General features: G+C 37.4%; 24 protein-coding genes, 1 tRNA gene and 1 pseudogene. 9 read left to right on the top strand and 17 right to left on the bottom strand.

Annotation, left to right across the window (positions count from 1 at the left end; all coding sequences use genetic code 11):
• Nucleotides 1-8: 8 nt before the first annotated feature.
• Nucleotides 9-1,016, top strand: a complete 1,008-nt coding sequence (pfkA, locus tag M902_RS01105) for a 6-phosphofructokinase (protein ID WP_021266026.1) — start codon at nucleotides 9-11, stop codon at nucleotides 1,014-1,016.
• Between the two features lie 15 nt (nucleotides 1,017-1,031).
• Nucleotides 1,032-2,603, top strand: coding sequence for a glycosyltransferase family 39 protein (locus M902_RS01100; protein WP_021266201.1), 1,572 nt, complete (start codon nucleotides 1,032-1,034; stop codon nucleotides 2,601-2,603).
• Here the strand turns inward: M902_RS01100 and M902_RS01095 are convergent.
• The 11 genes from M902_RS01095 to M902_RS01045 form a co-directional block, all read right to left on the bottom strand.
• Nucleotides 2,585-3,337 carry an alpha/beta fold hydrolase gene (locus M902_RS01095; RefSeq protein ID WP_021266106.1) on the bottom strand — a complete coding sequence of 251 codons (753 nt, stop codon included), beginning with the start codon at nucleotides 3,335-3,337 and terminating at the stop codon, nucleotides 2,585-2,587. The two genes, M902_RS01100 and M902_RS01095, sit on opposite strands and share 19 nt — an antisense overlap.
• A gap of 3 nt (nucleotides 3,338-3,340) precedes the next feature.
• Nucleotides 3,341-4,297 (bottom strand): DUF2817 domain-containing protein, encoded by a 957-nt coding sequence (locus M902_RS01090; RefSeq protein ID WP_021266324.1) that lies wholly within the window; start codon nucleotides 4,295-4,297, stop codon nucleotides 3,341-3,343.
• 1 nt (nucleotide 4,298) lies between these two features.
• Nucleotides 4,299-4,979, bottom strand: coding sequence for a hypothetical protein (locus tag M902_RS01085; RefSeq protein WP_156979681.1), 681 nt, complete (start codon nucleotides 4,977-4,979; stop codon nucleotides 4,299-4,301).
• A 75-nt stretch (nucleotides 4,980-5,054) separates the two neighbouring features.
• Complete coding sequence (locus tag M902_RS01080; RefSeq protein WP_021266412.1) at nucleotides 5,055-6,326, bottom strand: Y-family DNA polymerase; 1,272 nt, start codon at nucleotides 6,324-6,326, stop codon at nucleotides 5,055-5,057.
• A 7-nt stretch (nucleotides 6,327-6,333) separates the two neighbouring features.
• Nucleotides 6,334-6,729 carry a LexA family transcriptional regulator gene (locus M902_RS01075; protein ID WP_021266335.1) on the bottom strand — a complete coding sequence of 132 codons (396 nt, stop codon included), beginning with the start codon at nucleotides 6,727-6,729 and terminating at the stop codon, nucleotides 6,334-6,336.
• A 78-nt stretch (nucleotides 6,730-6,807) separates the two neighbouring features.
• Nucleotides 6,808-7,323 carry a hypothetical protein gene (locus M902_RS01070; RefSeq protein ID WP_021266190.1) on the bottom strand — a complete coding sequence of 172 codons (516 nt, stop codon included), beginning with the start codon at nucleotides 7,321-7,323 and terminating at the stop codon, nucleotides 6,808-6,810.
• 47 nt (nucleotides 7,324-7,370) lie between these two features.
• Nucleotides 7,371-7,856, bottom strand: coding sequence for a hypothetical protein (locus M902_RS01065; protein WP_021266096.1), 486 nt, complete (start codon nucleotides 7,854-7,856; stop codon nucleotides 7,371-7,373).
• A gap of 50 nt (nucleotides 7,857-7,906) precedes the next feature.
• Nucleotides 7,907-9,169, bottom strand: coding sequence for a Glu/Leu/Phe/Val dehydrogenase (locus M902_RS01060; RefSeq protein WP_021266021.1), 1,263 nt, complete (start codon nucleotides 9,167-9,169; stop codon nucleotides 7,907-7,909).
• A gap of 111 nt (nucleotides 9,170-9,280) precedes the next feature.
• Entirely contained in the window at nucleotides 9,281-10,036 is a 756-nt protein-coding gene (locus tag M902_RS01055) for a hypothetical protein (protein ID WP_156979680.1), read from the bottom strand.
• Between the two features lie 212 nt (nucleotides 10,037-10,248).
• Complete coding sequence (locus tag M902_RS01050; protein WP_021265717.1) at nucleotides 10,249-11,130, bottom strand: ParB/RepB/Spo0J family partition protein; 882 nt, start codon at nucleotides 11,128-11,130, stop codon at nucleotides 10,249-10,251.
• Nucleotides 11,131-11,237: 107 nt separating this feature from the next.
• Nucleotides 11,238-12,011, bottom strand: coding sequence for a ParA family protein (locus M902_RS01045; protein ID WP_021265854.1), 774 nt, complete (start codon nucleotides 12,009-12,011; stop codon nucleotides 11,238-11,240).
• Between the two features lie 209 nt (nucleotides 12,012-12,220).
• Here M902_RS01045 and M902_RS01040 point away from each other — a divergent pair, with 209 nt between their 5' ends.
• The 4 genes from M902_RS01040 (at nucleotide 12,221) to M902_RS01025 (ending at nucleotide 15,918) form a co-directional block, all read left to right on the top strand.
• Nucleotides 12,221-12,538, top strand: coding sequence for a rhodanese-like domain-containing protein (locus M902_RS01040; RefSeq protein ID WP_021265988.1), 318 nt, complete (start codon nucleotides 12,221-12,223; stop codon nucleotides 12,536-12,538).
• Between the two features lie 28 nt (nucleotides 12,539-12,566).
• On the top strand, nucleotides 12,567-13,673 hold the full coding sequence (gene nadA / locus M902_RS01035; protein WP_021265979.1) for a quinolinate synthase NadA: 1,107 nt from the start codon (nucleotides 12,567-12,569) through the stop codon (nucleotides 13,671-13,673).
• 34 nt (nucleotides 13,674-13,707) lie between these two features.
• Complete coding sequence (locus M902_RS01030; protein ID WP_021266339.1) at nucleotides 13,708-14,856, top strand: cysteine desulfurase family protein; 1,149 nt, start codon at nucleotides 13,708-13,710, stop codon at nucleotides 14,854-14,856.
• Between the two features lie 90 nt (nucleotides 14,857-14,946).
• Entirely contained in the window at nucleotides 14,947-15,918 is a 972-nt protein-coding gene (locus M902_RS01025) for a hypothetical protein (protein ID WP_021265746.1), read from the top strand.
• Here M902_RS01025 and M902_RS01020 read toward each other — a convergent pair.
• Nucleotides 15,913-16,704 (bottom strand): hypothetical protein, encoded by a 792-nt coding sequence (locus M902_RS01020; RefSeq protein WP_021266095.1) that lies wholly within the window; start codon nucleotides 16,702-16,704, stop codon nucleotides 15,913-15,915. The two genes, M902_RS01025 and M902_RS01020, sit on opposite strands and share 6 nt — an antisense overlap.
• Entirely contained in the window at nucleotides 16,704-17,873 is a 1,170-nt protein-coding gene (locus tag M902_RS01015; RefSeq protein ID WP_021266459.1) for a hypothetical protein, read from the bottom strand. The genes M902_RS01020 and M902_RS01015 overlap by 1 nt, the downstream gene beginning before the upstream one ends.
• Before the next feature lie 81 nt (nucleotides 17,874-17,954).
• Between M902_RS01015 and M902_RS01010 the strand changes: the two genes are divergently transcribed.
• Both M902_RS01010 and M902_RS01005 read left to right on the top strand, forming a co-directional pair.
• The gene (locus tag M902_RS01010) at nucleotides 17,955-20,153 is read left to right on the top strand and encodes a PrkA serine protein kinase (protein WP_021266019.1); all 2,199 of its coding nucleotides are present in this window, start codon (nucleotides 17,955-17,957) and stop codon (nucleotides 20,151-20,153) included.
• 14 nt (nucleotides 20,154-20,167) lie between these two features.
• Nucleotides 20,168-21,253, top strand: coding sequence for an RluA family pseudouridine synthase (locus M902_RS01005; RefSeq protein ID WP_021266216.1), 1,086 nt, complete (start codon nucleotides 20,168-20,170; stop codon nucleotides 21,251-21,253).
• Here M902_RS01005 and M902_RS01000 read toward each other — a convergent pair.
• On the bottom strand, nucleotides 21,216-21,944 hold the full coding sequence (locus M902_RS01000; RefSeq protein ID WP_021266500.1) for an HAD family hydrolase: 729 nt from the start codon (nucleotides 21,942-21,944) through the stop codon (nucleotides 21,216-21,218). The genes M902_RS01005 and M902_RS01000 overlap by 38 nt on opposite strands.
• A gap of 70 nt (nucleotides 21,945-22,014) precedes the next feature.
• Entirely contained in the window at nucleotides 22,015-22,617 is a 603-nt protein-coding gene (locus tag M902_RS00995) for a hypothetical protein (protein WP_021266294.1), read from the bottom strand.
• 162 nt (nucleotides 22,618-22,779) lie between these two features.
• Between M902_RS00995 and M902_RS00990 the strand changes: the two genes are divergently transcribed.
• Nucleotides 22,780-22,855: transfer RNA gene (locus tag M902_RS00990), tRNA-His, on the top strand.
• Between the two features lie 699 nt (nucleotides 22,856-23,554).
• Here M902_RS00990 and M902_RS16805 read toward each other — a convergent pair.
• Nucleotides 23,555-24,397: pseudogene (locus tag M902_RS16805) on the bottom strand (recombinase family protein); the annotation flags it as partial.
• Nucleotides 24,378-24,632, bottom strand: coding sequence for a hypothetical protein (locus tag M902_RS00985; RefSeq protein ID WP_021265964.1), 255 nt, complete (start codon nucleotides 24,630-24,632; stop codon nucleotides 24,378-24,380). The pseudogene M902_RS16805 and the gene M902_RS00985, both read right to left, overlap by 20 nt.
• Nucleotides 24,633-24,685 lie beyond the last annotated feature (53 nt).

Here is a 24,685-nt window from a genome sequence, read left to right as displayed (position 1 = left end):
GAATATTTATGAGCGAAGCTGAAAAAGATGTAAAGTCGATTAAAACAATTGCAGTCCTTTGTAGTGGAGGCGATAGCCCGGGGATGAACTGTGCTATTAGAGCAGTAGTTCGTACTTGTATTGCAAACGATATTGAAATTTATGGAATTCGACGTGGATACGCAGGCCTACTTGAAGGTTCACAACATAAAATGGATGCAGCTAGTGTAGGGAATATTCTTCAAAAAGGTGGAACTATTCTGCAAACTTCACGTTGTCCTGAATTTATGCAACCAGAGATTAGAAAAGAGGCGGCCCACATTCTTAAAAGAAAGAATATTGATGCACTAATTGTTATCGGTGGAAATGGATCTTTTAATGGAGCTTGGGAGCTTCACAAGGAACATGGTGTTCCGGTTGTTGGAATCCCAGGAACAATTGATAATGATATCGAAGGAACAGATTATTCAATCGGTTTTGATACAGCAGTACAAACTGCAATCGAAGCCGTCGATAAAATTCGAGATACGGCCCACTCTCACGATCGCACATTCATCGTTGAAGTCATGGGGCGAAAATCACCGGCCATTGCACTTCATGTAGGTCTATGCACAGGCGCTGAAAATATAATCTTTCCTGTTCAAGACGAAAGCAATGTTGACGTCGATACAATTGCTGCTGACATTAAGCGTGGAATAAAGCGCGGGAAAGGCTCTTCAATTATAATAGCTGCCGAAGGTGAAACAGAAGGTCTCTCACGCTATGTTCACAACAAGCTACTTCAAGATCATAAAATAGACTCACGAGTTTGTATCCTTGGTCACATCCAACGTGGAGGTAACCCAACAGGGCGAGACCGCTTTATCGCTACTCAGATGGGACACCTTGCAGTTAAATCACTTCTTGAAGGAAAAACCGCCATTGTGACGGCCGAACAAAATGGTCAAGTTGTTATCGAGGACTTGGAAAAATGCCTTGGTAAAAAATTTGAAGTGGAAGATAAATACGTCGATATGGTAAAAACTCTATCAAAATAAACAAAGTTTAAAAGTATGACAAATATTTCAAATAAAAAGTTATTTATTATTTTTACATTCCTATTTTCAATTCTTTATTTTTGGGACATTGGAAATATCAGTGCTCCAAGACAAGGAACAGAATCATTATATGTGCAAATCTCACAAGAGATGTATGACACAAATAATATAATGACTCCACACTACCGCGGAGATAGACATTGGTCTAAACCACCAGTTCATTTTTGGCTTCCATTTCCTATCTATGTACTAATGGGAGAATCTTCTCTGACTGGAGCTCGTGCTTCCATGGCATTTTTGACAATTGCCCTAGGTGTTTTAGCGGCAGTTTGGTTAAAGAGAAGATTTAGTATTGAACCTCTTTTGTCACTTGCTTTCTTTTTAGGAAGCTATGGCGCAATTAAGTTTGGCCGAACATTTATGATGGAAACATCATTATCACTTCTTCCATTTGTTAGTTCCCTCTTTCTCTTTGATTACTTAAAAACAAAATCAAAGAAGTACTTTATATGGGCAGTTCTCTTTGGAGCTGCTGGTGCACTTATAAAAGGGCCTGTTACAATTGTAATGAGCTTTCTTGCCATGTCACTTTATCAAGTCTTCTTATTCAAGAAAGAGAAGCGTTTTATTATTAAAGAATGCTTTTTCTACTTTCTTTCAATTACAGTTCTAAGCTGTCTTTGGTACTTCATCAGCTATATCAACTATGGTGAGGAGTTCTTTAATTACTTTTTTGTTAGAGAGAATGTTGGAAAATTTGATCAAAAGCCAATGCCAATGATTAAGGTATTCCAAGGTCTAATCCTCTATGCACTACCATGGTTACTTGTTCTTCCATTTGTTTGGAAGAAAGTCAGAGAGAATTTTAAAGGCCTTAATAATGAAACCTATTTTTTCTTTGTCCATTTTCTATGTTTCTTTATCACTTGGTTAATTCCGTCACAGAGATCGCATCACTATGCAATCCCATCGATTCCATTTCTTATGGCATTTATGCTATTACAAATTAATCTAGTAACACTTAGAGAAAAGGCAAAAGGAATACTTTTAATCTTCTTACCAATAAACCTACTTTTCTTGGCCGTTGGTTTTCTACTTCTCTACTTTTCAGATGGAGCTACAATCGTTGGTAACTTGCTATTTGTTTCTCTTATTATTGTGACCAATATTTTTATTTTCAAAAAGAAAATACTTGTTGCTTTCAATACCATGGGACTTTATTTAATTTTTCTTTGGTCAGTTGTTGCTTCTCAATTTTATATCTTACCAGTTCCACAAGCAGCTCATGGCCTTTTCAAAGATAAGACAGTCGCTCTAGTTGATCGTCGTTCTTACTTTTATGAGCAAACATTAGAAATGAATGTTGAGCCGATTAAATATAGTCAAATCACTGCTTTTTTAGAAAAAAATGATGCCGTTGTGATAACTGCGGAATCAAAGACCCCACTTGAATACCGCAAGGACTATAGAGTTGTTGCCAAGTGGCAAAAGTGGAAAAGAAGAGTAAAGTGGCCTCATATTAAGGCGGCCCTAAAAGCACGCTCTTATGAACCATTAAAAGAGGAAGTTTACTTACTATCAAAGTAATGTTCTTCAATCTTTTTTATAATCCATTCTGGGTCATCTATAGGTAAATCGTGTCCCGCTTGTTCGTGAAGCTCAAGCGTGGCACCAAGCCTTTTAGAAATTTCGACACTACATTTATAATGGGCCAGCTTATCTTGCTTTCCTGCAAGTAATAAGACATCGGCCTTTACTTTCTTCGGTAAACGATAGTGTGAAGCTGCAATCAATTGTCTAACAAAGTTAACTCGATTAAGAGGTCTTTCTTCAAAGTACGTAGCATAAGCGTCAAGAAGGTCATCTGATAAATCTTTCATCTTAACAGTAAGTGAAAGTGCTTTTCTTTCACGTTCGCGGTGATTTTTATTAAAAATAAGTTTTGAAAAGGTTCTCATCGCCTCAAGAGACATTCGATGATAAATCTTACCTGAATCACTTGTTGAAGTGTTAAGAAGAACAGCATGCTCAAAGTCATCGGCGTGGCGTTCACACCAATCAAGGGCCATCATTCCACCCATTGAAATACCTATGACACTCCATGGGCCCTCGTTTTCTTCTTTAAGTTTTAGCCACTCATCTCTCATATCTTCGACATAATCTGAAATCTTAAGAGGCGACTTTTCGTCGTTCTTGCTACCAACTCCTAAGTAATCAATGGCAAAGACCTTTTGTGTACTCTTCATTTTTTCCACGTATTCTGGAAATTCATACCAATGACGACTATCTCTTGCTAAACCTCTAAGAAGTAACCAGTTCATAACTTACCTTTTCACCCATGCTTTTGAACTCCCAACAGCTCGAAAGAGAAATTTGATTAACATAATATGTCTTCTCATCGTTCGATCATAACGGTGAGACTTAAGAGGGTTAAATAAGCCTCCCCTTCTAAAAATCTGTAATGGGTTTTTTTTCACCCAAATCCAACTTCCCATCTCAAGAGTCAATGGAAGATAAACTCCATCAGGATTTTTAGTGACGTACTCATCGTATAAGTAATCCCAGGCATCCCCTTGAATTGTATAGCTTTGCGAAGTTGGTTCAATTCGATAAATATGGTGAGGATGAGTCTCATTTAATAAGTGCTCAAGGTTCTCCATTTCTGTTATATGCTTAAATGGCGTAAGTGTTCTAGCATAGGGATACCAAAGACGATCTCTTAGTCCAAAGCCAGAGTGAAAGTCCACAGAGATAGCACGTTTAGAAGCAAAAATATGTTCTTTTACATAGTCCACAAGGGTCTGAAGCTCATGCTCCATCTCATCGCTATTCCCCTGATACCAAGGAAGCTTATCTGAAAGTTTATGACCAGAGAGAAGAAATTTTGTTTTTTCTTGGGTTTTTGATGGTGAGTTTCTCATAAGGTCCACATTATTAGGGTTTGAACGACGATGATGATACATCCCCCATGGATTAATAAGAGGAATTGAAACAATTCTAAACTTCTCAAGACTTCTTCTTAACTCTTCATCCCAAGAGAGCTGTTTAAATAGTGATGAAAGATACGTCACCACAACTTGAGTACCGACTTTTTCAAGTCCGTGAATACCACCAAATAGCCCCAACACAGGAGCGGCAGGATCATTACTTCCAATTTCAAAACTGTGAATTGGATAGCTTTCACCATTGTGATTAATTCGGGTAATTTCTCGACAACTAATTAAAGGGTCTTCGATATTAGTTAATTCGCATATGGCATTTAACTCATCGAAGCCCTTCATCCTATGACCTCTGGAAAGCCTTGTCGTTATATGGAAATAAGAAAATAACAAAGAACATTGCACATCCTACGAGCTCTCCAACTTCCCCTTTTTTACCATGGTCGATTAGACTTACTAAGATAAACATTAGCAGATAAAAGAGAGAGTGCATTAACTTAGGAACGGGAATAGCAAAGTCATCGACAAGATACTGAATGAATCCTATTGCTCTATATAGGAACGGAAGAAATAAAACGTAAACACCAACAATAATTCCAATGATAAGACCAAAAATAATTTTATTAACTTTAAAGTCACCAAATTTTAAATTATGAAGTGTGATATCATTTTGAGTATTGTATTGCTGAAAAAACTCAGGGGCCGCGACATTAAAAATCCTCTGTCCCCAAGCAATTTCTTCTCCAAAACCAAAGAAGAAAAGTGCAGCAAATCCAAGAAGTGCAAAAGAGAATAATTTTGGCTTCGTACCTTTTAACTTAAAGTAGCGCCAGAGACAAACAAATGAAACTAGTAATAAGTAGATGGCCTGCTGTACTTCTAAGAAACCATCTTCAACTGTATAGACGCCCGAAAACCATTCAGGGTTTGCACTTGCAAAATACATCCCAAAAATTACCATATGGGCGATTGATGTTAATACTACTACTTCAAATATATTAATCTTGTCTTTAAATATGCTCATTTGGCCATTATAGTCACCTCTTCGACCAAAGGCAATAATAGTCATACTTAACGCTACGCACCTTTATTGGAATCCTTATGAACATTTTGGTAACTGGCCCCAGCCTGTCACAAATCTTTGCGAGACCATCTCTCGCCTCATTTTCCAAGCTTGATTATCGACTCCACAGGCCATGGATCTAACCATGCCACTTCCCTCACGTTTGTTAATCCTATCAATAACTTCCATAAGCCTCACACTTCGAGGGTCATCCAACTCCTCAAAAAGGCTTTGTTGCACAATTTCAGAGTCAGAGAACTCTCCCAACTTAACCCCGGCCTTTTTAAAACAGACTCCCATACGAAAGAGATCATCAAGCGCCGCCCATGCGTATTTAATAATTTTTCTTGTATCACTTGTTGGGCCAAGGAGTTTCACCTTATCTCTTGCGTAGTATGGAGTTTGGTCAACTTTATGCGGATCACTTAGGCAAAACACTTCAATTGTTGAGCATAGGCTTTGCTGGTTACGCATCTTCTCACTAGCATTTGTGACATAATTGGCCACTGACTCTCTTAAACTTTTTAAGTCCACAACACCTGAGCTAAAACTTCGAGAACAAAGAATTTCCTTCTTCTTAGGCTGTGCCTCTTCTAACTCAAAGCAAGCTATTCCTCGTAATTCATCTTGTGTCATGCGCCCTAACTTTGTTAGAAGCTTTTGAATGACATGAGTATTTTTAAACTTCTTAAAGTCGTATGCTGTTTTCACGCCAATACTTTTAAGCTTAATACTATTCTTTCTTCCAACTCCCCAAACGTCTTCAATTGGTGTGCGCTCAAGAGCAACATCCTGCAATTTCTCATTTAAAATACAAACAACACCTTGGGCCTTCTGTGACTTCTTCCCAATATGATTGGCCACCTTCGCAAGAGTCTTGGTTGGTGCAACACCAATACTAACGGGAATGCCTGTCCACTGAAAGACAGTTCGGCGAATACGCTGACAGTATTCGTTTAAGTCTCCGCTTACTCCAGTTAAATCAATAAAGGCTTCATCAACAGAGTAAATTTCAATTGATGGAGCAAAGGTTGCAAGAACGTGCATTACCCGATCACTGATATTTGTATACAGAGAAAAATTAGAAGAAAAAACATGAACATTGTGTGACTCACAAAGCCTCCTTACTTTAAAGTACGGGTCCCCCATTTTTACTCCCAACGCCTTAAGTTCAGGAGTACGAGAAACGAAGCACCCATCATTATTTGATAAGACACCAACAGGTTTATTTCTTAATCCAGGTCGAAATAATCTTTCACATGAACAAAAGAAGGAATTACAATCCACCAGTGCATACACTTTTTCCATAAGGCCCTCATAGTTCTTTCATGTCACGGGCCACGGCCACAATTGGCCCCCACACCAAGAAGTCCATCTCCTCAGAGATGGTAATGTCTCGGTGCAGAGGATTGTGTGAGCGCAAAATGACTTCTCCATTTTGTCTAATGAATCTCTTGCACAAGAACTCTCCGTCCAGATAAACCACGGCAACTCGACCACTCCTTACTTCTAAAGATCGATCGATAACCAGGACGTCACCGGGCATAATCAATGGCTCCATCGAGTCACCTTGTGCTTCAAAGAAAAATGTCGCAGAACGATTCTGTACAAAACGATCATCTAAAGATTGATAATTTTGTATGTGATCCTCACTGATTCCAAAGAGTCCACAATTTGCAATCGGTAGTTTTGCTCTAATTTTCTTTTCCATGAAAGTTAGTATAACTTACGCATAACTTACGCACAAGGAAAAGAATTACTTTCCTACATAACAAATAATTACAGATACTTATGAAGCATCTGGAAACTTTATGATCTCATCAAGAGGAATAAAGTACGTAAGTCCTCGAAGATCCTGAGTGTAGCTTGCAATTACTTTTAAACTCATGGCATCTAATCTTTCTAAGAAGGCCTGTGAAGTTTCATCAAATCGAAATGGCTCGATTTTTCCTCGGGTCGAGATTCTTCCTGCACAAAGACAGTCATTTAAATTTTGTATAGGAAGGACCCCTGCCATCGACCAATAAAGAATTAAAAGTGGCAACTCAAGCCAGCGATAGAGTTCTTCTTTGGAACTTAAAGAGCCTAAAACCATATTATCATCGATGCAAAGAACATAGCGCTTTGGTGAGATCTTTAAGTTGTACTTCTTCGAGAGAAAAATAAATTTTTCTTTAATAGATTTTCCCTTTGGACCAAGACCTACAATTTCAAGACCAGGTACTCCCTTTGAAGCATAACCATAAAGTTCTGTTAAGTGTCCCTTACCTCCAAGAGGTAGAAGACCTAGCATTTGCTTGTGCATAATCCCTCCTATCACTAGGAGTGCAAGAGGTGTGAAAGAATCAGAAATTATAAATTACTAGAATTAGGGATCTTTGCTTTTGACTGATAAAAACATTTTAAATGAGGAGGATAAATTTCTAGAATCATCGCTGAAGAAACTTCTAGAGAGTGAGCAAAGTCTTTCTTTAAGTTCTCACAAGAGCCTTTAGCATCCTTACAAAATTTCTCATACTTGTCCTTGCAAACTAATTCAAGGATAACAGTATCAGAAAAATGACAAGATACTTTTCCATCAACAAGATCAAAGCGAGCTTTTGTATAATTTAGTTTTTTTGAAAACTGGGACTCGCAGAATTTTGAAATATCAAATTCCTTCCCCATGCAATCAATCTTAGTTGAAGAAGATTTACTCATTAACATTGCATCTTTTACACCGAAGAATTCACACACCTTTGCGTAGCTAAAGATTTTACGATCAGCGCCGGTAACAAGCTCACTAGTGACACTAGCAAGACAACAGAATGTAAAAAGAAGTGTTGCAATATATTTCATAATAAAAAAGCGCGCCCTAAAAGGACGCGCCTATAATTGTCATATAAATATTAACCTGGGAATAGACCTCTAAGTCTCATTGCTCTTTCTAGTCTTCTTAGAGCTGCAACGAAAGCGGCCTTCTTCATATCGATTTCATATTTCTGGTGAGCTTCGTAAACATTCTCGAAAGCATCTTTCAGGATGTCGTGAAGTTTCTTGTTGATCTCAGAAAGATCCCAGAAGAAATTCTGTAGACCTTGTACCCACTCAAAGTAAGAAACGATAACACCACCAGCGTTACAAAGAATATCTGGAACTAGGAATGAACCATTCTTAGTAACAATATCAATTGCTGCTTTATTAAGTGGACCGTTTGCACCTTCTGCAATGATCTTAGCTTTTACATTGTTAGCGTTCTTTTCTGTAATTACACCATCAATTGCAGCTGGGATTAGGATATCAACGTCAAGAGCAAAAAGTTCTTCGTTAGAAATCTTTTCTACACCTTCCATGTCAGCAAGGAGTCCACCATTTTTGGCCCAATTAACTGCTTTTTCAATATCTAAACCATTTGGATCATAGATTGCACCTGAAACGTCAGATACAGAAACGATCTTCGCACCTTGAGCGCTAAGGTCCTGAGCAGCAGGAACAGCAACTTTACCCCAACCGTGAATTGCAACAGTTGTATTTGTATCGATATTCATTCCAAGTTTCTTTGCAGCAAAGTTTACACAGAATGCAACACCTTTACCTGTAGCTTCACTACGTCCAAGAGAACCACCAACAGTAATTGGCTTACCTGTAACAACACCTGGAACAGTATAACCTTTTAACTGTGAGTATGTATCAAGCATCCAGGCCATTGTTTGTCCGTCAGTTCCAATATCTGGAGCAGGGATATCAATCGTTGGACCGATAATCATATTGATTTCAGTTGTGTATCTTCTCGTTAAGCCCTGAAGTTCTTGGCGAGAAAGTTTTGTTGGATCAACACAGATCCCACCTTTTGCTCCACCAAGAGGTAGACCAACAAGGGCACATTTAAAAGTCATAAGCATCGCAAGAGCTGCTGTTTCAGCTAGGTCTACACCTGGGTGAAAACGTACCCCACCTTTCCCAGGCCCAAGAGTCATATTGTGCTGAACTCTGAATCCTTGAAAAGTCTTAACAGTACCGTCGTCTAGACGAATAGGAACTGCAACTTGAAGTGCTCTTTTTGGGTGTTTAAGTCTGTCAGCAACGTTTGGGTCTAGTCCCATAATCGCTGAAGATTCTTCTAATTGCGCAATGGCATCCTGGTATAGTGGATTATCTAGAAGATTGCTCATTTTTCATAACTCCGTTAAGCGTGTAAAATAATGACTAATTTACTTCAAATATAACGGATGAGCCAGCTTTTGGTTGAAGCAAAAGCTGACTTTTTTGACGAATTCGGTTAATTAGAAATTGAATGGTGCATGATAATTGACGCGAAACACATGATCTGCGCTACTACCACCAACCATATCGATTGAAGACGCTCTGGCCCTTAAGTTATTTGTAATGGCCTGTTCAACATATAATTCTACTGTTGTACCTGCAGGGTTATAATCAACCGAAGCAATGGTGCGATTCTCATTGAACTTTTTCTGTAATTGCATTGTCACGCCATCAGATAAAGAAAGGTGTGTGTTTGCATCTAGGTATGGATTTACAAATTTAATCGTTGCAAGGCCCTTTAAAACCTTAGCTCTAAACTTAACTTTAAAATTTGGAAGTAGCTCAGCTTCTGAACTTGGAGAGAGAGTATCTTTCATATTTCCAACTGCGGCCATTGTTGAGCCTTTTTTAGCGGCCTTAATCGAACCTGAAATTCGTTTGTCGATATACTTTAAAAACTGCTTATTAAAGTAACGCTTTCTCTCATTCATAGTTGAAAGGCGATACATTGTTGTCGTTGAGAGATCCCAATTCTTTACATATTCATCGCGCTCTTGAAGCTGTTGGTAATGATTAGACATACGCTGAAGAACACCCGCCCTATCGTAGACAAAAACGTAATCAAGAAAGGTCTTATACTCTTCCGGCTTTGGCGTATAGTCCACATCTGCATAAAAACTCTGCGGTGTACGGGCCTTGGCCTGGGCGACCTTAACTCTTGGATTGAATGACTTAAAAAGTGAAATATCACTTGCTGATGCCTGAATTGTGAACACTAACAAGCCACATTGGATAAATTTTGAACAGTGTGTGTAGATTTTAACCTTGTTTACCATCATAAGTCCCTTAAATTACGTTGCGTAATGTCTCTTCTGTATTATAACTTGCAATGGTGATGCCAAGAGTCAAACTTAGGCTAAGAAAATATAAAAAAAGAGCGAAGACTAGGCTTCGCTCTCTTACTATTATTTAATTTTAAATCTACTTATTACATATCGACGATATTTTGAGTTTCTTTTAGAAGTTGATTAAGAAGGGCCTGTGTCTCTTTATCAAGTTTTTTCGTCTTTGCCTGTGACTTAAGTGTTTTAATAAAAGCATTTGCTGTTAGTCCCTTAGGAACTTTAGGTGCCTTTTTAACTTTACCAGCTTTTAGAACACCACCGTCTTTAATGGCCTTCTTAAGTTCAGCTCTCTTAGTAAGTTCACCTTTATAAAGCATCTTAGTCAGCTTAGTTTTAAGAGCACCTTTCTCAAGAGCATCAAGCTCAAGAAGAACGTATTTTTCAATGTTAAATGCTTTAGCCGCTTCCTTAATCTTCTTGCCCATTTTAGCAATCATGAGAGAACGGTGTACTTCCGATTTTGAAATACCGAGAGCAGCTTGGATTTTTCTTTCACTAGCTTTTGTCGCTTTTTGGTAATTAAGAATACCATCAGCTTTATCAATGTAGTGAAGTGCTTCCCTTGAAGAGTTTTCAGAGAATTGAATTGCCATTAATTCTTGCTCAGACTTCTTATCAAGAATGAAACAAGGACACTTCTCTTTATTAATAAGTGTCATGGCACGATAGCGTCTCTCACCACAAATAAGAACAAGTCTACCAAGCTTATCTTTATGAAGAACAAGCGGTTGAATCAGACCGTTTTGCTTAATATTTTCTGAAAGCTCTTTTAAAGAACCATCATTAAACTTAGTTCTTACCTGTTCCTTAACAACGATTTCTTTTAGAAAAACCTCATCAAGCTTCGCCCCTTGTAAAAGGCGATCACCAGATAGTCTTTCAACTACTTTACTATCGAGACCTTCAGTTAGATCGATTGTCTTTCTTTTTCTTTTAGAAACTCTTGGAGCAAAGTCTTTTGCCATAAATTCCTCTTCCCTATGTTGAGACTGTTTTCTTTTAAAGAGGGCCAGTCACACACACATGGCCCCTTTAAAAGCGAAACACATCCGTGTGTCTCAAAAATTATAGATTATAGATTTAATGATTCCCAAAGTGCCGTGTAATCACCGCGACCACGAGATTTCTTCCCCATCTTACAGATAGGCCTTCTTAATGAAATTGATTCTTGCATTTGAACAAGATTTCTAATTGGTGGCGTAATATTGAATGACTGAGCAAGCTCTTCAAGCCTTTGTCTTTCAATTTTTCTTCTTGTATTTACCATTGATGGAATAATTGAGAATTCAAGAGCTGGATTTTCTGTTTCTTTGATAATTTCAAAAGTATCCATTAACTCTTCTAGGCCATCAATTGAGTAATCTTGAGCCTGAGTTGGAATAAGAATCTTATTAGAAGCAACTAGTGCCATAATAAGTTCATCACCAAGCATTGGAGGAGTATCAATTACAACGTAATCAAACATTCCTTGTGCTTGCTCAAGTCTAAGCCTCATCAGTCTTTCCTTGCGACCAGCTTCTTTTCTAATCTCACCCTCTGAAAGGATTAGCAGTTTAGAAAGATTGGCCATATGACGGCTTGATGGAATTACAGTGATATTCTTATGTAATTTTCCCTTACCTTCTGACGGAACCATAACGTCTTCAATTGTAACGTCACCGATTAACCACTCAGGAATAAGAGTTCTGTGAATTTGTAGATTAAAAGTTGAACTTAGATTGGCCTGTGAATCTAGGTCAATAACAAGTACTTTGTTCCCTTTATTAGCTAAGTGTGTCGCTAATTGGTAGCACTGCATTGTTTTCCCAACACCACCCTTGTTATTTGCAACCGTAATAACTTCCATGTAAGCTCCCTCGGTCATCCCTTTGACCGTAATAAAAGACTATCTATATAAAATGTTAAGAAAACTATCACGCAACGTCAAATACCTGATAAAACATTTTTTTTAACTTAGCGCAACACGAACTGGAATCAATTTTAAGGATGTTCAGGTGACAGGTCGGCTAGAATGTTTTAAATTCCAAAACGTCAATTATATAAGGAGATGACACGATGATTAACTTTATGGAAGTTGGTGAATTAAAAGATTTAATGGACAAGAATACGGACCTAATCTTAGTAGATTGTCGCGAACAAGATGAGTGGGATGCTGGCCATATTGATGGTGCAATCTTTATTCCTCTATCTGATTTCGCAAATCAATTTGGAAGTCACCTATCTGATAAGTCAAAAAAGATCGTTGTTCAGTGCCGTAGTGGAAAGAGAAGCTTAACAGCATGTCAATTTCTACTAGAGGAAGGTTTTGAAGACCTATACAACCTTGAAGGTGGAATCCTTGCTTGGGGCGAAAGCGCTTACCCAATCAAATAACTTATTTAAAAATCGAGAAGGAAGAAAAATGCTAGATCTATTCGGAAAAGAAGAAGTTCACCGTCCGATAATTTCTCAAGAGGAGTTATCAGATGAAGAAGTACTAGTTGAGTTAAGAAAGATCAAAGAAGAACTTAAAGATCAAGTAGTGGTTCTTGGTCACCACTATCAGCAAGATGATGTAATTGAATTTGCAGACTATAAAGGTGACTCGCTTAAGCTTGCCCAAGATGCTGCCAAACTTGATAAAGACTATATCATTTTTTGTGGCGTCCACTTTATGGCCGAAACTGCTGATATGCTTACTTCTGAAGATCAACATGTAATCCTTCCTGATATGCAAGCGGGATGTTCAATGGCCGACATGGCAAATCGTGAAGAGATCGATAAGGCCTGGGCCTTCATGCAACGATCAACTAACGATAAGATCATCCCAATCACTTATATCAACTGCGCCGCAACTTTAAAGTCATTTGTTGGTGAAAATGATGGAACAATTTGTACTTCATCAAATGCACATAACATTATTAAGTGGTCATTTGATCAAGGACAAAAACTTCTTTTCTTTCCGGATCAGCATCTAGGTCGCAACACTTGTTTTGATCTTGGTATCCCATTGGAAGATATGGTTGTTTACAACCCTAATATGCTTAATGGTGGACTAACTGCTGAGCAAATCGATAATGCAAAAGTTATCCTTTGGTACGGATTCTGTTCTGTACACCAAGGCTTTACAGCAACTCAAGTTGAACAAATTAAAAAAGATAAGCCTGATACAACTGTTATCGTTCACCCTGAATGTAACTTTGACGTTGTTCAAGCGGCTCACGATAATGGATCGACAGCGTATATCATTAATAAGATTAAAGATGCGCCGGCCGGTTCTAAATTTGCAGTTGGTACTGAAATAAACCTTGTAAACAGATTAGCGAACGATTTCCCGGATAAAGAAATTACTTCACTGTCACCTTACCAGTGTTTGTGTACAACAATGTATCGAGTTAGACCTCGTTGGCTACTTGCCAGCTTTAGAGCAATTAAGGAAAATAAACCTATAAACATAATTAAAGTGGACGAAAAAACAAAAGAGTACTCACTTAAAGCACTTAATAAGATGCTTGAACTGAGTAAGTAATAGGTTTAATACACAAGAAAAGAAGAGGGACAACATGCAAGAGATTTACGCTGATTACAATGGAAGTGCTCCAATTTGTAATGAAGTTAAAGAGTATATTATCAACCGACTTAATAAGGGGCCATTTGCTAATCCAAATGCCACTCACCACGTCGGAACTCGCGTAAAAGTTGCAATGGAGAATGCTCGCTCAGTTTGTGCCAAGCTTTTAGGTGCACATATGAGTCAATTAGTTTTCAATTCAGGCTCAACTGAAGGGATCTCTACTGTTTTTCAATCTGTTCTTTTAAATAATACAAAAAAGAAAATTATCATCTCGGGAATTGAGCATTCAGCGGTAAGCAATAATGCTCAATTCTATGCCGAAAACTTTGGTTGTGAAGTTTATACACTTCAAACAAAGCCAAATGGCATGGTCGATATTGAAGATCTTATCAATCATATTGACGATAACACTGCCCTGGTAGCTGTTATGGCAGCAAATAATGAAACAGGTGTTATCCAGCCATATAATGACATTGCAAAAATCTGCCAAGAACAAGGTGTAGCTTATCTTTGTGACACGACTCAGTTTGTTGGAAAGACTTGCTTTAACTTTGAAGAGTCAGGTATTGATTATGCAGTCGTAGCTGGTCACAAAATTGGTGGTATGACTGGCTCAGGTATCCTAATTGCTAAAGACCCAACTACTCTAAAGCCACTTATCATTGGTGGCGGTCAAGAGAAAGGTCTACGTGGTGGAACGCAAAACTACCTAGGGAACGAGACTCTTGCAGTAGCACTTACTTATTCAATGAATAACCTACAAAAGCACGATGCTATTAATAGTAAACGTGAAGAGTTTGAAAAAAATATAAAAGCGAAGTTTCCACAAGTTGTTATCATTGGGGAAGAAGCTCCAAGACTTTCTTCAACAACATATCTTTCATACCCAGGAATCCACGGACAAGCTGTTCAGATGGAACTTGAGTCAGAAGGAATCTATGTAACAACTTCATCAGCATGTTCTGACAATAATCCTCAGACATCTAAAGTTCTTAAGGCCATGGGAGTAGCTGACGATATTGGTCGTGGCGTAGTGAGAATTTCTTTAGGGCTATGTAACGATCCGGCCCTCTATGATAGAATTGAAAATGCACTTACAATTGCATATGAAAAACTATCAAAAATTAAAAGCTACTAACACTTGAAAAAAAATAATCTACTAATAACAATATTAATATTTATCGGAGTTATTACTTCTTGTAGTGATAACTCTCGTAAATATAGCGATATGAAAGCTAAAGAAAGTTTTCTATCTAGTACAAACTCAGACACAATTTACTTTGCTTATACTTCTAATTTAAATTCAAAAGTAGAGTCTCATAATGATGAGCTTATTGTTTCTTCAAAAATTCAATTCGGTGGAGATGCACTTCTTTATAAGTTTTTTTCGGCAATTAGAGAAAAACTGAGCAATCTTATTGTAATTGATGGTGGCCAGATATTAGAAGATAAATATGATTTGGCCGGTGAGTTAATCCTTGGCCAGTTGGTCAACTTTAATTACGATGCAATATTACTCACAGATCATGAGTTAACTAACTTAAAAAACAAATTAATTCCTCATGAACTTCCATTTGTAAATTCTAATTTAATCTCACTCGATACTAATTCAGCATTTACTCAATATGGAAATCAAGAATATATCATTAAGGAAGTTGGTGGTATTAAAGTTGGGATTATTGGACTAACACCTTATAAGCCGAAACTTAAAAAAGAAGACGGCCTAGAAGGGATACTATTTGATGATATTGTCGCTAGAGTTATTGAAATCAAGAAACAGCTTCGAGGAAAAACCGATCTTAATATTGCTCTCTTACACTCTCACACAGAATGTAGCGATACTATTGACTACAGGTTTAAGAATTGCTCTCTTGATAAAGAAGCAACTGAAACGATACTTAAACGTCTTCCACCAGATACTTTTGATTTAATTTTCACAGGAAATAGTTTTGAACCCCATACACAGGTGTCGGGCTACCCAATCATCTCAAACCTTGGGCACGGAGAATTTATCACACTTGTTGGTTTTAATAAGAAGACGAAGAAAGTAAAAGCAGAGCAAATTAGAGTTTGTTCTCACTTCTATCAAGTAATTGATAGCTGCTATATCGATCCCGAAGATATTGATACAATTAAGAAAGTAAGAAAGTCGCGTCTGAAACTTAAACCTGCCACAGTCTTTGGCAAAGAAATCTTATAAGCAAATTAGAATTCCCTCGTCACTACAGAATGTACTAAGACCTGGTGAGCAAAAGCCCGCTGGAGAGCCATTGAAGCATAAAGACGGCAGCTTTGTATCAAGAACCTTATAGCCACGTGGACAGGCAGGTTGATTTTTAGTTCCACACTTATCTTTTCCACAATACTTACTTCCACCTTGCGCGCAATTGAAGTCGACAACTTCGTAACTGCCTTCCTCACAAAGATCACACTTGTACTTCACCACATCCTTACATTCAGTATTTACTCCATGGCAAAGTGTTCCACTTTTTATTGTTTTAGCTTTTAAATACTCTAGGCCACCATTAACGTAGACATTATCAAAGAATGACTTCTTTAGCTGATTATTAAATGGTGTAAATTTTCTTGTGATAGAATGATTAAATAGAGGGTAATTAAAACTTTTTCCGTCAATAATAAGACTAAGCTTTATCTTTTCTTGGACATGAAGATTCATTTTAAAATCTTTAATTCCTGTTTGAGAAATAATGGCATCATCATTAAAGCTACACTTCCCTGCCACTCTTTTTGTAACTCGAGACTCTCCGAGAGATTTGTTGAATGGGGTTTTGTAAAAGTAGCAATATTTATTAAACGTAAAAAGAAGAAGCCACGTATTCTTGGGCCCATAAACTCCCTTACTGCCTTGATAGAGTTCATTCATTTCAAAATTTGTTGTAAAGGCCAACTCATTTGCAAAGTCAAACTTCTCTTGCTGACACGACAAAAGGCCAAAAAGAAGAAATACACTTAGAATAATCTTCATTACAATGTCCTCATGCAACGGAAAGCAATCTTATACTCGGGGCCTATCTCTTTAGAGATAAAAGGGTCAAATGCAATATTGTTAAGGCCAAAACCTTCTCCATCCCAATATCCTCGCATCCCCGTTTGATGAGCTTTTTGATGCCAGCTGAAATAGAAAGAAGCCAATTTGATATTCTCACTTGGATGAATGATATTTCGCAAGTACTCAAGAGGGCCACCAAATACTTCATAAACACCGGCCCAAGAAACATTTCTACTATCTTTTTGAATATAATTTTGATCAAGGCATTCACTTGAATAATCCTTTTCACAAAGTTTAAGTCTTTCTTCTTTTGTAATCTCATCGATATGAAACTCATTCATGCGTTGAATTTCATTTAAGAGAGTTTTTGTATTCTTTCTCTCCCATGGATAAAAAGGTGCTCTTAAGTATTTTGTTGTCGTATCATTAAGATCCTCAGGATGAATAGTAACAGCATCAAAGACACGGGCACTTAAAATTGATTTACCTTGAAATGAACAATAAGCTTCCATCTCGTCAATTGATAGTCCGTAGGCATAAGAGTACTTATTTCTCTCCTTTATTTTCTTGGCCGCTTCTTGGGCCAAATAATGCTTAGAGGCTTTCGTCCAATTCAGAACTTCCCAATTTTGAACATGGTATTTATCAACAAAGATATTACGATTGAAGTTATCCCAAGAAATTGTCACATCCCTCTTATTCACTAAAAATGGATAGTACCTTTGTGGTACATAAACTTCTTGGCAACTATCCACAAAGCTAAGCTTTAGGTCTTCATTATAGCCTTCGACATTTACTGTATAATCATAGTAACGATAGCTAGGCATCTGATGGTAGCGATAGCTTCCCTTCATCGTAATTGGTACTAATTTCTTATTAATGTGGACATTGACCAGCTTTTTTTGAAGTAAGCAGGCCATATATTCAGGAAAGCACTGATAATACTGGTCATCGACATAGCTGAGCTTCTTGCACATCCCCTCTTTATCAAGGTGTGCATTCTCCCATTCAAACTTCAATGTTTTAGAGATTTCTATGATTTCTTCGTTTGAAAGCTTAGGTCCTAAGTTTTTCTTCGTTAAAAACCAGTACCCGAGTCCAACACTCAGAATAAAAATGGAAGTAAAGATTATTTTTTTAAACATTTCTCACTTATATGTAACACCCAATCAATGGTAAAATTATAACTAGAAATCCCTTATGTTAAAAGGATTCAAAGGAAGATTATGGATTGGTTAGATAGTTTAAATGATTTAGAAGTTAACGGAAATGAAACAATGTCATTTTTTGACTACTACGAACTCTTTAATAAATTTCCCGACAGAGAACTAAGACCAACTTCGGCCTATCTTCAAGACATGGTGGATTACTTTGGACGTGACGACCAAGGACATCTTAATGTTTTTCAGAATGATGACCAAGATGCCCCAGCTGTTTTTGGACAATATAAAATCGAAGAGAAAATTATTGAACAATTAAGAAACTTCGCGGAAGAAGGTTTCAATAATAAATTTCTTTTACTCGTAGGCCCAAATGGTTCTTCAAAGAGCTCACTTGTTAAGCGGCTGATGAAAGGAGCTGAAGATTATTCTAAAACGGATGAGGGTGCACTTTATACATTTAGCTGGATTTTCCCTATTAATACTGTCGTTAAAGGTAATCTTGGGCTTAATCAAACTCACTCTTCAGTAAATTTAAACTCATATGCATTATTAGAAGATAAAGATATTTCGGCCATTTTAGCATCGGAGCTTAAGGATCACCCATTACTTCTAATACCAAAAGAAGTAAGAAAGGATCTTATTCACTCTGCATTTAATGATCGGCCAGAAAAGTTAGAAGAGATTGAAAAGTCGTATCTAGTACGTGGCGATCTCTCAAAAAGAAATCGTATGATCTACGATGCTCTTTTAAAAAATTATAAAGGAAAGCACGAAGAAGTTCTAAAGCATATTCGCGTTGAGCGCTATACAGTTTCACGTCGTTATTCTCGCAGTGCCGTGACGATTGAGCCTCAATTACATGTTGATGCAAAGATGCAACAGATTACAATGGATCAAAGGCTGGCCTCTTTACCTCCATCACTTCAATCGCTTAATCTCTTCCAAATGTCAGGTGAAACAATTCATGCAAACCGAGGAATCCTAGAATACTCTGACCTATTAAAAAGACCGCTTGATACTTTCAAGTATCTTCTTATGACGATGGAATCTGGTTCGATCAATCTCGGAGGAATTCTAACTGAGTTGGATATCTTTTTTATCGGAACATCCAATGAAGTTCACTTAACTGCCTTTAAACAACACCCAGACTTTAACTCATTTAAAGGACGTTTCACATTTATTCGTGTGCCATACCTACTCGATTATAATTGTGAGATGGATATCTATAAGAAGCAAATTGATAGTATTAAGGATCGAACACGCTTTGAACCAGGATCTCTTTCCGCCATTGCTAAATTTTCTGTAATGACAAGAATTCGCTCATGTATGAGTAAGCACTACGAAGACAACAAGAAATTATCTGCGATTGTGACGGCCCTAAATCCTCTTGAGAAGTGTGCCCTTTATTCAAGTGATCGCCAGCTTCCGGCCCATCTTAACGTTGAAGATGCTCAACTTCTAAAGCACAATATCTCTAAAGTAGAATCAGAGTTTGAATTCGATAATCTTTACGAAGGAAAATTTGGTATTTCACCACGTGATATTAAAAATATGATTTATCGCCTGGCAGATTTAAATAAAGATATTACATTTATTGAAGTGCTTGAATACTTCAAAAGAATTATCAACAAGAAGTCTGAATATGATTTCTTAAATATGTCTGCTCATGGCGACTATCATAATCCTCAAAAATTTATTGAATTAATTAATGAGGACTGTCTTGACCAATTCGACCGTCAATTAAGAGGATGTCTTGGATTAGTCGATGATCGTTCCTATGAAGACTACCTCAAAAAGTATATACAAAATATCAACGCACAAATTAAGAATGAAAAAATTAAAAATGAAGTCACTGGAAAATATGAAGAAGGTGACACATATTTTATTAAAGAGTTTGAAAACAATATTTCTTTAAAAGAAGACCCAACAACATTCCGTTCACATCTGATCTCTAAACTTGGTGCTTGGTACTTAGATAACCCTGGACAGCAAGTTGATTATCTAAAAATCTTCCCTGACGTCGTGGATCGTCTAAAAGAATCATTTAGACAAGAACAAGAGAAGGTTATTAAGAATATTTCTAAGAACTTAGTCTACTTTGAAGCAGAAAAAAGTGGGAAAGATGTTCAAGGACACATCCCATTAAAAGAAGATATTAAGAAAGAGATTCAGCATATTATTGATAACCTTAATACAACTTATGGTTATTCACAGAACGGTTCATTTGCGCTAATAAAGTATCTAATTAAAGAAAGATATTAGTACTTTATTAGTTTATGGCCATTCTCAATAAGAAATTTACAACACAAGTATATGAAGTCACATACTATGTTGAGGAAACTCAGCATGGTATGAGGCTGGATCAATATTTGCAAATCTATCTTGAGACATGGTCACGCCAAGAAGTAAAAAAACGTATCAAGGCCGGTGATGTACAAATTATTGGCCGTCCAGGAAAGCATCGTCCTTCAACGACTCTTCACTACAAAGAAAGAATCTTCTTTAAGATTGAAAGAACCACTCAAGAGGATGAATACTGGCGAGGTGAACTCATAGAGCTAGACGAGAAACCTGAGATTATCTTTGAAGACCAAGAGCTTATTGTTATGAATAAGCCTCCTTATATGGCATGCCACCCTACAGGGCGCCACCTTTTCTACTGTGCAACAGTTATGTTTGAAGAAAAGTATGAAAAAACCATTCACTCTATTCACAGACTAGATCGCGAAACCTCAGGTGTCATGATGCTTGGAAAAGAGCCTCAGATTGCAAACCTCATGGGTGAAGAATTCATCCACGACCGAGTTAAGAAATGCTATTTCTTTATTGCCAAGGCCAATGAGGAATACAGTGGTGAAATCGAGTTCTACTCAGACGAACGCCTTGGAGCTTCAGAGGAAGGGCTTAAGAGAGTTTATATCGACTCTTACCCTGAAGATTCTCATGAAGGTAAACACGCCTACACAGACTTTAAGATTCTTTATAAAGAAGGCGACTATGTCATAGGCTTGGCCTTTCCTCAAACGGGACGCCAGCACCAAATTAGAGTACACGCAATGCTTAGAGGGCTACCACTTGTAGGTGATAAACTTTATCTTGGTTCATTTGAAATGTTCCAACGCTTTAAAGACAATCTAGCGAGTCCTGAAGAGTATGACCAAATGGAGCATAACCGCCACTGCCTTCACGCTATTGGCCTAAAGCTTCACTACAAGGGTGAAGATCGCATGTATATTTCATCTCTTCCTAAAGACTTCATCCCACTTATCAGTGAGCGATTTACAACTCCAGTTCAAGAGATTGAACAAACAATAAAAGACGCTGCTAAAGATTATTTTTCAGGTAGCTTAAAACCCCGCTAGGCCCTGCATTCTCCTCTCCAGTAAGAATTACATGAGGCTTAACAGTAAGCTTATCGAGTACTGATTTAATATTTGAAACACCGATTGATGTCTTCACTTTATCAAACATTGATTGATCATTAAGACTATCACCAAAGTAAATTGCATCTTCGGCCATATTTAAATTTGGATAGAATTTGTTAAAGAGAACTTTTGTCGCATTTGCTTTTGAAAGATTCCCGCACCAGAAGTTTAAGTGCACATTTGATGTTGAGTAGTTAATGCCCTCTTCATCCATAAGATGGCAAATTTCATTTTTAAAATTTTCATCTTCAAGATCACATAACTCGATAGCACGATCAGCAACTCTTCCAAGTGAATCACTAGTTAGATAAAGGTTAGGATATTTTTCTTTAAGCTTTATACAAAAGGCTTCAAGCTTTGCTAACTCACTTTCTGGAACAAGAAATTCATTTTGAATAAGCCCTGCTTTATCACGCCAGCTAATTGCTCCCCCACCTTCTGAGATAACAATAGGTAGTGCAGTAAAGTGAGTGATAAGAAAGTGAGCCCAAGAAATTGAGCGGCCAGTGACAATGACAAAAGGGATTTTCTTCTCGTCAGCTATTTTTAAAATCTCGAAAAGCTCACTACTCATTTCTGTGTGGTGAGTAAGTGTACCATCGAAGTCTGAGAGAATAATTTTTGTCATTGAATTGCCCTGTTAATTAAAAAGGCGACTCTAGGCCGCCTTCTTAGTTATATATAATTTCTGAAAGATATTATAGTGGAAACGATACACCAGCAAGGAATGCTGTGAATGAATCCTTAAGTCCAACTTGAACTTCCATTGTTCCGTTTAGGTGCTTAAAACCTTCGATTGGAAGTTGACCGTTGATACCAGTGTTAAGACTGATCGTTGTATCATAAGTTTTAGTGTCACCATTTAGTGAAAGTCCAACTGGTAGTGAAGCATATGGATAAGCTTCTTTACCCCAGAAAGAGAATCCCTTAGTAACAGTTGGTGCCATTGAGATTTTTGTGATCCCTTGGTCAAACTCAGTTGAACGCTCAAGAATCCCTTTCACAGAAACTCTTGGTTGTTGCATATAATCTGGATAGATTTCATAGTCAGCACCAACAAATAGTCTTTGTGAACGCTCACCACCTGAGATACCAATCCCACCGTCTACGATTAATTTTTCATCTAGTTTTTGAGTGTAACGAACTTGCATACCCATTCCGCCTTTATCAGACGTAATTCCAGTAAGTTCTGTTGCAATTTGCTTGCTTCCACTAAGCATTGGCATCGTTGATTGACCAATCCCGTAAGCAAAAATTGAAGCTTGTGAAAGCATCATTAGTGATAGAAATACCTTTTTCATATATCCTTCCTAGTTTTTTGGTAACTTCACTAATCATTTTAATGCCTTGGGGCATTTATATGCAAGATATTCCTAGGACGCTTCGCACAAACCTTACACATTATGCAATTAAGTGTTGACTCATAAGGCCCAAGCATTTATAAATAATTCCACATTCTTATGGTGACCGTAGTTCAGTTGGTAGAGCGCCAGATTGTGATTCTGGTTGTCGTGGGTTCGAGCCCCATCGGTCACCCCATTTTTCCCTTAAATCGAAAAATGGTCCTCCTCTACCACAAACCTCTGGTTTCCATACAATTTCAACCTTATTTCCCTTTAAAACTCTAATCTCCTCAATAAGATTATTAAAAACAGCTTTTTTAACTTCATTACTGGCCCTCTGAAGCTTGTTGAACACATATTTCATAATCTCCTTAAGTGGCTTACAAGCTAACGACTCAGAACGAATATCATCTCTCTTGGCCTGTAGTCCTTCTAATCGACTTTCTAGCTCATTCTTCCTTGCTGTCACCTTTTTCATTTCTTCTGATAAAGTTTTAACAACTTCCTTAACTTCACCTGAATCACCAATATGAGCAAGACTTGTTATAAGCCCTTTTAGCTCACCTTCTAATTCATCAATCTCAGTTTGAATATCAACAATACTAGAATCAACTAACTCAAGCTTTTCGCTTTTCTTATTAACAGCTTCTCTCATTAGAGAGGCCATCTCTTTATCATCTTCAAATTTTCTAAAAGAATTGATTACAGCATTTTCCAAAGCTTCTGCATCTAAACGTGCATCATCTTTAGTTGCTTGGTAATAGACTTTCTTTCCTCCCATTGCTCCCGTATATACATTTCCAGACTCTGACTTAACTAAGCCCGACAAAGGATAAACCCGATTCTTTCCTCTGCGATTTGAATTACCAGACTCCTCAATGCTCTTTATCTTTTTTTGTACCTGCTCGAACAATTCAACTGGAACAACTGGACCAGTAGGAAGGTCCACATATTCAGATGGACTATCGTCATTTTTGTCTTGAGGAACCTTAAGCTTACCAATATATTTCTTATTCTTAAGAAGCCTAGTTAGGTACTCTCTATCAAAATCTCTATTTGTTTTAGATTTGTATCCAAATGTCCTTATCTCTCTAACGGCCTGTGCATAAGTAGAACTGTTTAAGAATATCTCCATGACGTGAAGAATAATTTTTTGTTCTCTTTTATTTATCTTCCAAACACCTGTTTTACCTTCCACTTTATCGAACCCAAGAATTACATTACCACCATGTATAATTGCATTATTCAAAACTCTCGAACGAATAGAGGACCTTGTCCTTTCGATAATGAGACTTCTTTCAAATTGAGCAACGACTGCCATGATTTGAACAATCATTTCAGAGAAGATGTCGCCCGGTTCAAAATATAACCCATTCATATAGATACAAACATTATGCTTCTTACATAATTTGAGTAGCTCTAAAAAATCTGAGATATTTCGAGTTAACCTAGAAAGTTCCTTTGCAAATACAACATCAACCTTCCCTCTCTTAATTAACTTAATTAGTTTCTTGTAGTTCGCCCTTTCACTTGATGCTCCACTTACAGCCTTTACTTCTGTTAGGTCATAAACTACTCTATGCTCTATACCTGTAGAGAGACTTTTTCCCTTAGCTAAACTCAAACAAATATTTCTTTGTTGCTCGGTTGAATTATGGTCCTTACTCATTGTCTCTACATCTGAAGTACGACAATAAATGACACACCTTAAAAACTTCTTATCCTTCGTTACATTCATCAATGACTCCCCTTAATCCACTAACAAAAGAAATAGAGTCCACATTCCCTGATTGAACTTGGAAATCGACTCTAATCTTTCTCTTATCCTTAATTCTCTTTTGACGTTTCTTTTCGTTCTCACAATTTTTACATCTTGAACTTAATCCGTGAGCACCTTTTTTATGAAAATTTGATAGTTCAAGGGGTTGTCCCTTTGACTTACACTCTTTATTACTACACACCTTTGTCTGCATACTTTCTTTCTCCTAAAAAGAAAGCGAAGGTGGTTCTTCCTACTCAACGCTTT

This window comes from Bacteriovorax sp. BAL6_X (assembly GCF_000443995.1).
In the GTDB taxonomy this organism is placed as follows: Bacteria; Bdellovibrionota; Bacteriovoracia; order Bacteriovoracales; family Bacteriovoracaceae; genus Halobacteriovorax_A.
Note: the sequence above shows the minus strand (reverse complement) of the source record. Positions and strands in the feature narration are given on the sequence as shown.

What these genes read in the sequence shown, in the direction of transcription:
- M902_RS01090 (WP_021266324.1), bottom strand. Translation starts at nt 4,297, where the DNA reads ATGAAGGGCTTCGATGAGTTAAATGCCATATGCGAATTAACTAATATC.
- M902_RS01070 (WP_021266190.1), bottom strand. Translation starts at nt 7,323, where the DNA reads ATGCACAAGCAAATGCTAGGTCTTCTACCTCTTGGAGGTAAGGGACAC.
- M902_RS00985 (WP_021265964.1), bottom strand. Translation starts at nt 24,632, where the DNA reads ATGCAGACAAAGGTGTGTAGTAATAAAGAGTGTAAGTCAAAGGGACAA.
- M902_RS01045 (WP_021265854.1), bottom strand. Translation starts at nt 12,011, where the DNA reads ATGGAAGTTATTACGGTTGCAAATAACAAGGGTGGTGTTGGGAAAACA.
- M902_RS01085 (WP_156979681.1), bottom strand. Translation starts at nt 4,979, where the DNA reads ATGAGCATATTTAAAGACAAGATTAATATATTTGAAGTAGTAGTATTA.
- M902_RS00995 (WP_021266294.1), bottom strand. Translation starts at nt 22,617, where the DNA reads ATGAAAAAGGTATTTCTATCACTAATGATGCTTTCACAAGCTTCAATT.
- M902_RS01080 (WP_021266412.1), bottom strand. Translation starts at nt 6,326, where the DNA reads ATGGAAAAAGTGTATGCACTGGTGGATTGTAATTCCTTCTTTTGTTCA.
- pfkA (WP_021266026.1), top strand. Translation starts at nt 9, where the DNA reads ATGAGCGAAGCTGAAAAAGATGTAAAGTCGATTAAAACAATTGCAGTC.
- M902_RS01000 (WP_021266500.1), bottom strand. Translation starts at nt 21,944, where the DNA reads ATGACAAAAATTATTCTCTCAGACTTCGATGGTACACTTACTCACCAC.
- M902_RS01040 (WP_021265988.1), top strand. Translation starts at nt 12,221, where the DNA reads ATGATTAACTTTATGGAAGTTGGTGAATTAAAAGATTTAATGGACAAG.
- M902_RS01025 (WP_021265746.1), top strand. Translation starts at nt 14,947, where the DNA reads ATGAAAGCTAAAGAAAGTTTTCTATCTAGTACAAACTCAGACACAATT.
- M902_RS01075 (WP_021266335.1), bottom strand. Translation starts at nt 6,729, where the DNA reads ATGGAAAAGAAAATTAGAGCAAAACTACCGATTGCAAATTGTGGACTC.
- M902_RS01060 (WP_021266021.1), bottom strand. Translation starts at nt 9,169, where the DNA reads ATGAGCAATCTTCTAGATAATCCACTATACCAGGATGCCATTGCGCAA.
- M902_RS01010 (WP_021266019.1), top strand. Translation starts at nt 17,955, where the DNA reads ATGGATTGGTTAGATAGTTTAAATGATTTAGAAGTTAACGGAAATGAA.
- M902_RS01095 (WP_021266106.1), bottom strand. Translation starts at nt 3,337, where the DNA reads ATGAACTGGTTACTTCTTAGAGGTTTAGCAAGAGATAGTCGTCATTGG.
- M902_RS01030 (WP_021266339.1), top strand. Translation starts at nt 13,708, where the DNA reads ATGCAAGAGATTTACGCTGATTACAATGGAAGTGCTCCAATTTGTAAT.
- M902_RS01005 (WP_021266216.1), top strand. Translation starts at nt 20,168, where the DNA reads ATGGCCATTCTCAATAAGAAATTTACAACACAAGTATATGAAGTCACA.
- M902_RS01015 (WP_021266459.1), bottom strand. Translation starts at nt 17,873, where the DNA reads ATGTTTAAAAAAATAATCTTTACTTCCATTTTTATTCTGAGTGTTGGA.
- M902_RS01020 (WP_021266095.1), bottom strand. Translation starts at nt 16,704, where the DNA reads ATGAAGATTATTCTAAGTGTATTTCTTCTTTTTGGCCTTTTGTCGTGT.
- M902_RS01065 (WP_021266096.1), bottom strand. Translation starts at nt 7,856, where the DNA reads ATGAAATATATTGCAACACTTCTTTTTACATTCTGTTGTCTTGCTAGT.
- M902_RS01050 (WP_021265717.1), bottom strand. Translation starts at nt 11,130, where the DNA reads ATGGCAAAAGACTTTGCTCCAAGAGTTTCTAAAAGAAAAAGAAAGACA.
- M902_RS01100 (WP_021266201.1), top strand. Translation starts at nt 1,032, where the DNA reads ATGACAAATATTTCAAATAAAAAGTTATTTATTATTTTTACATTCCTA.
- nadA (WP_021265979.1), top strand. Translation starts at nt 12,567, where the DNA reads ATGCTAGATCTATTCGGAAAAGAAGAAGTTCACCGTCCGATAATTTCT.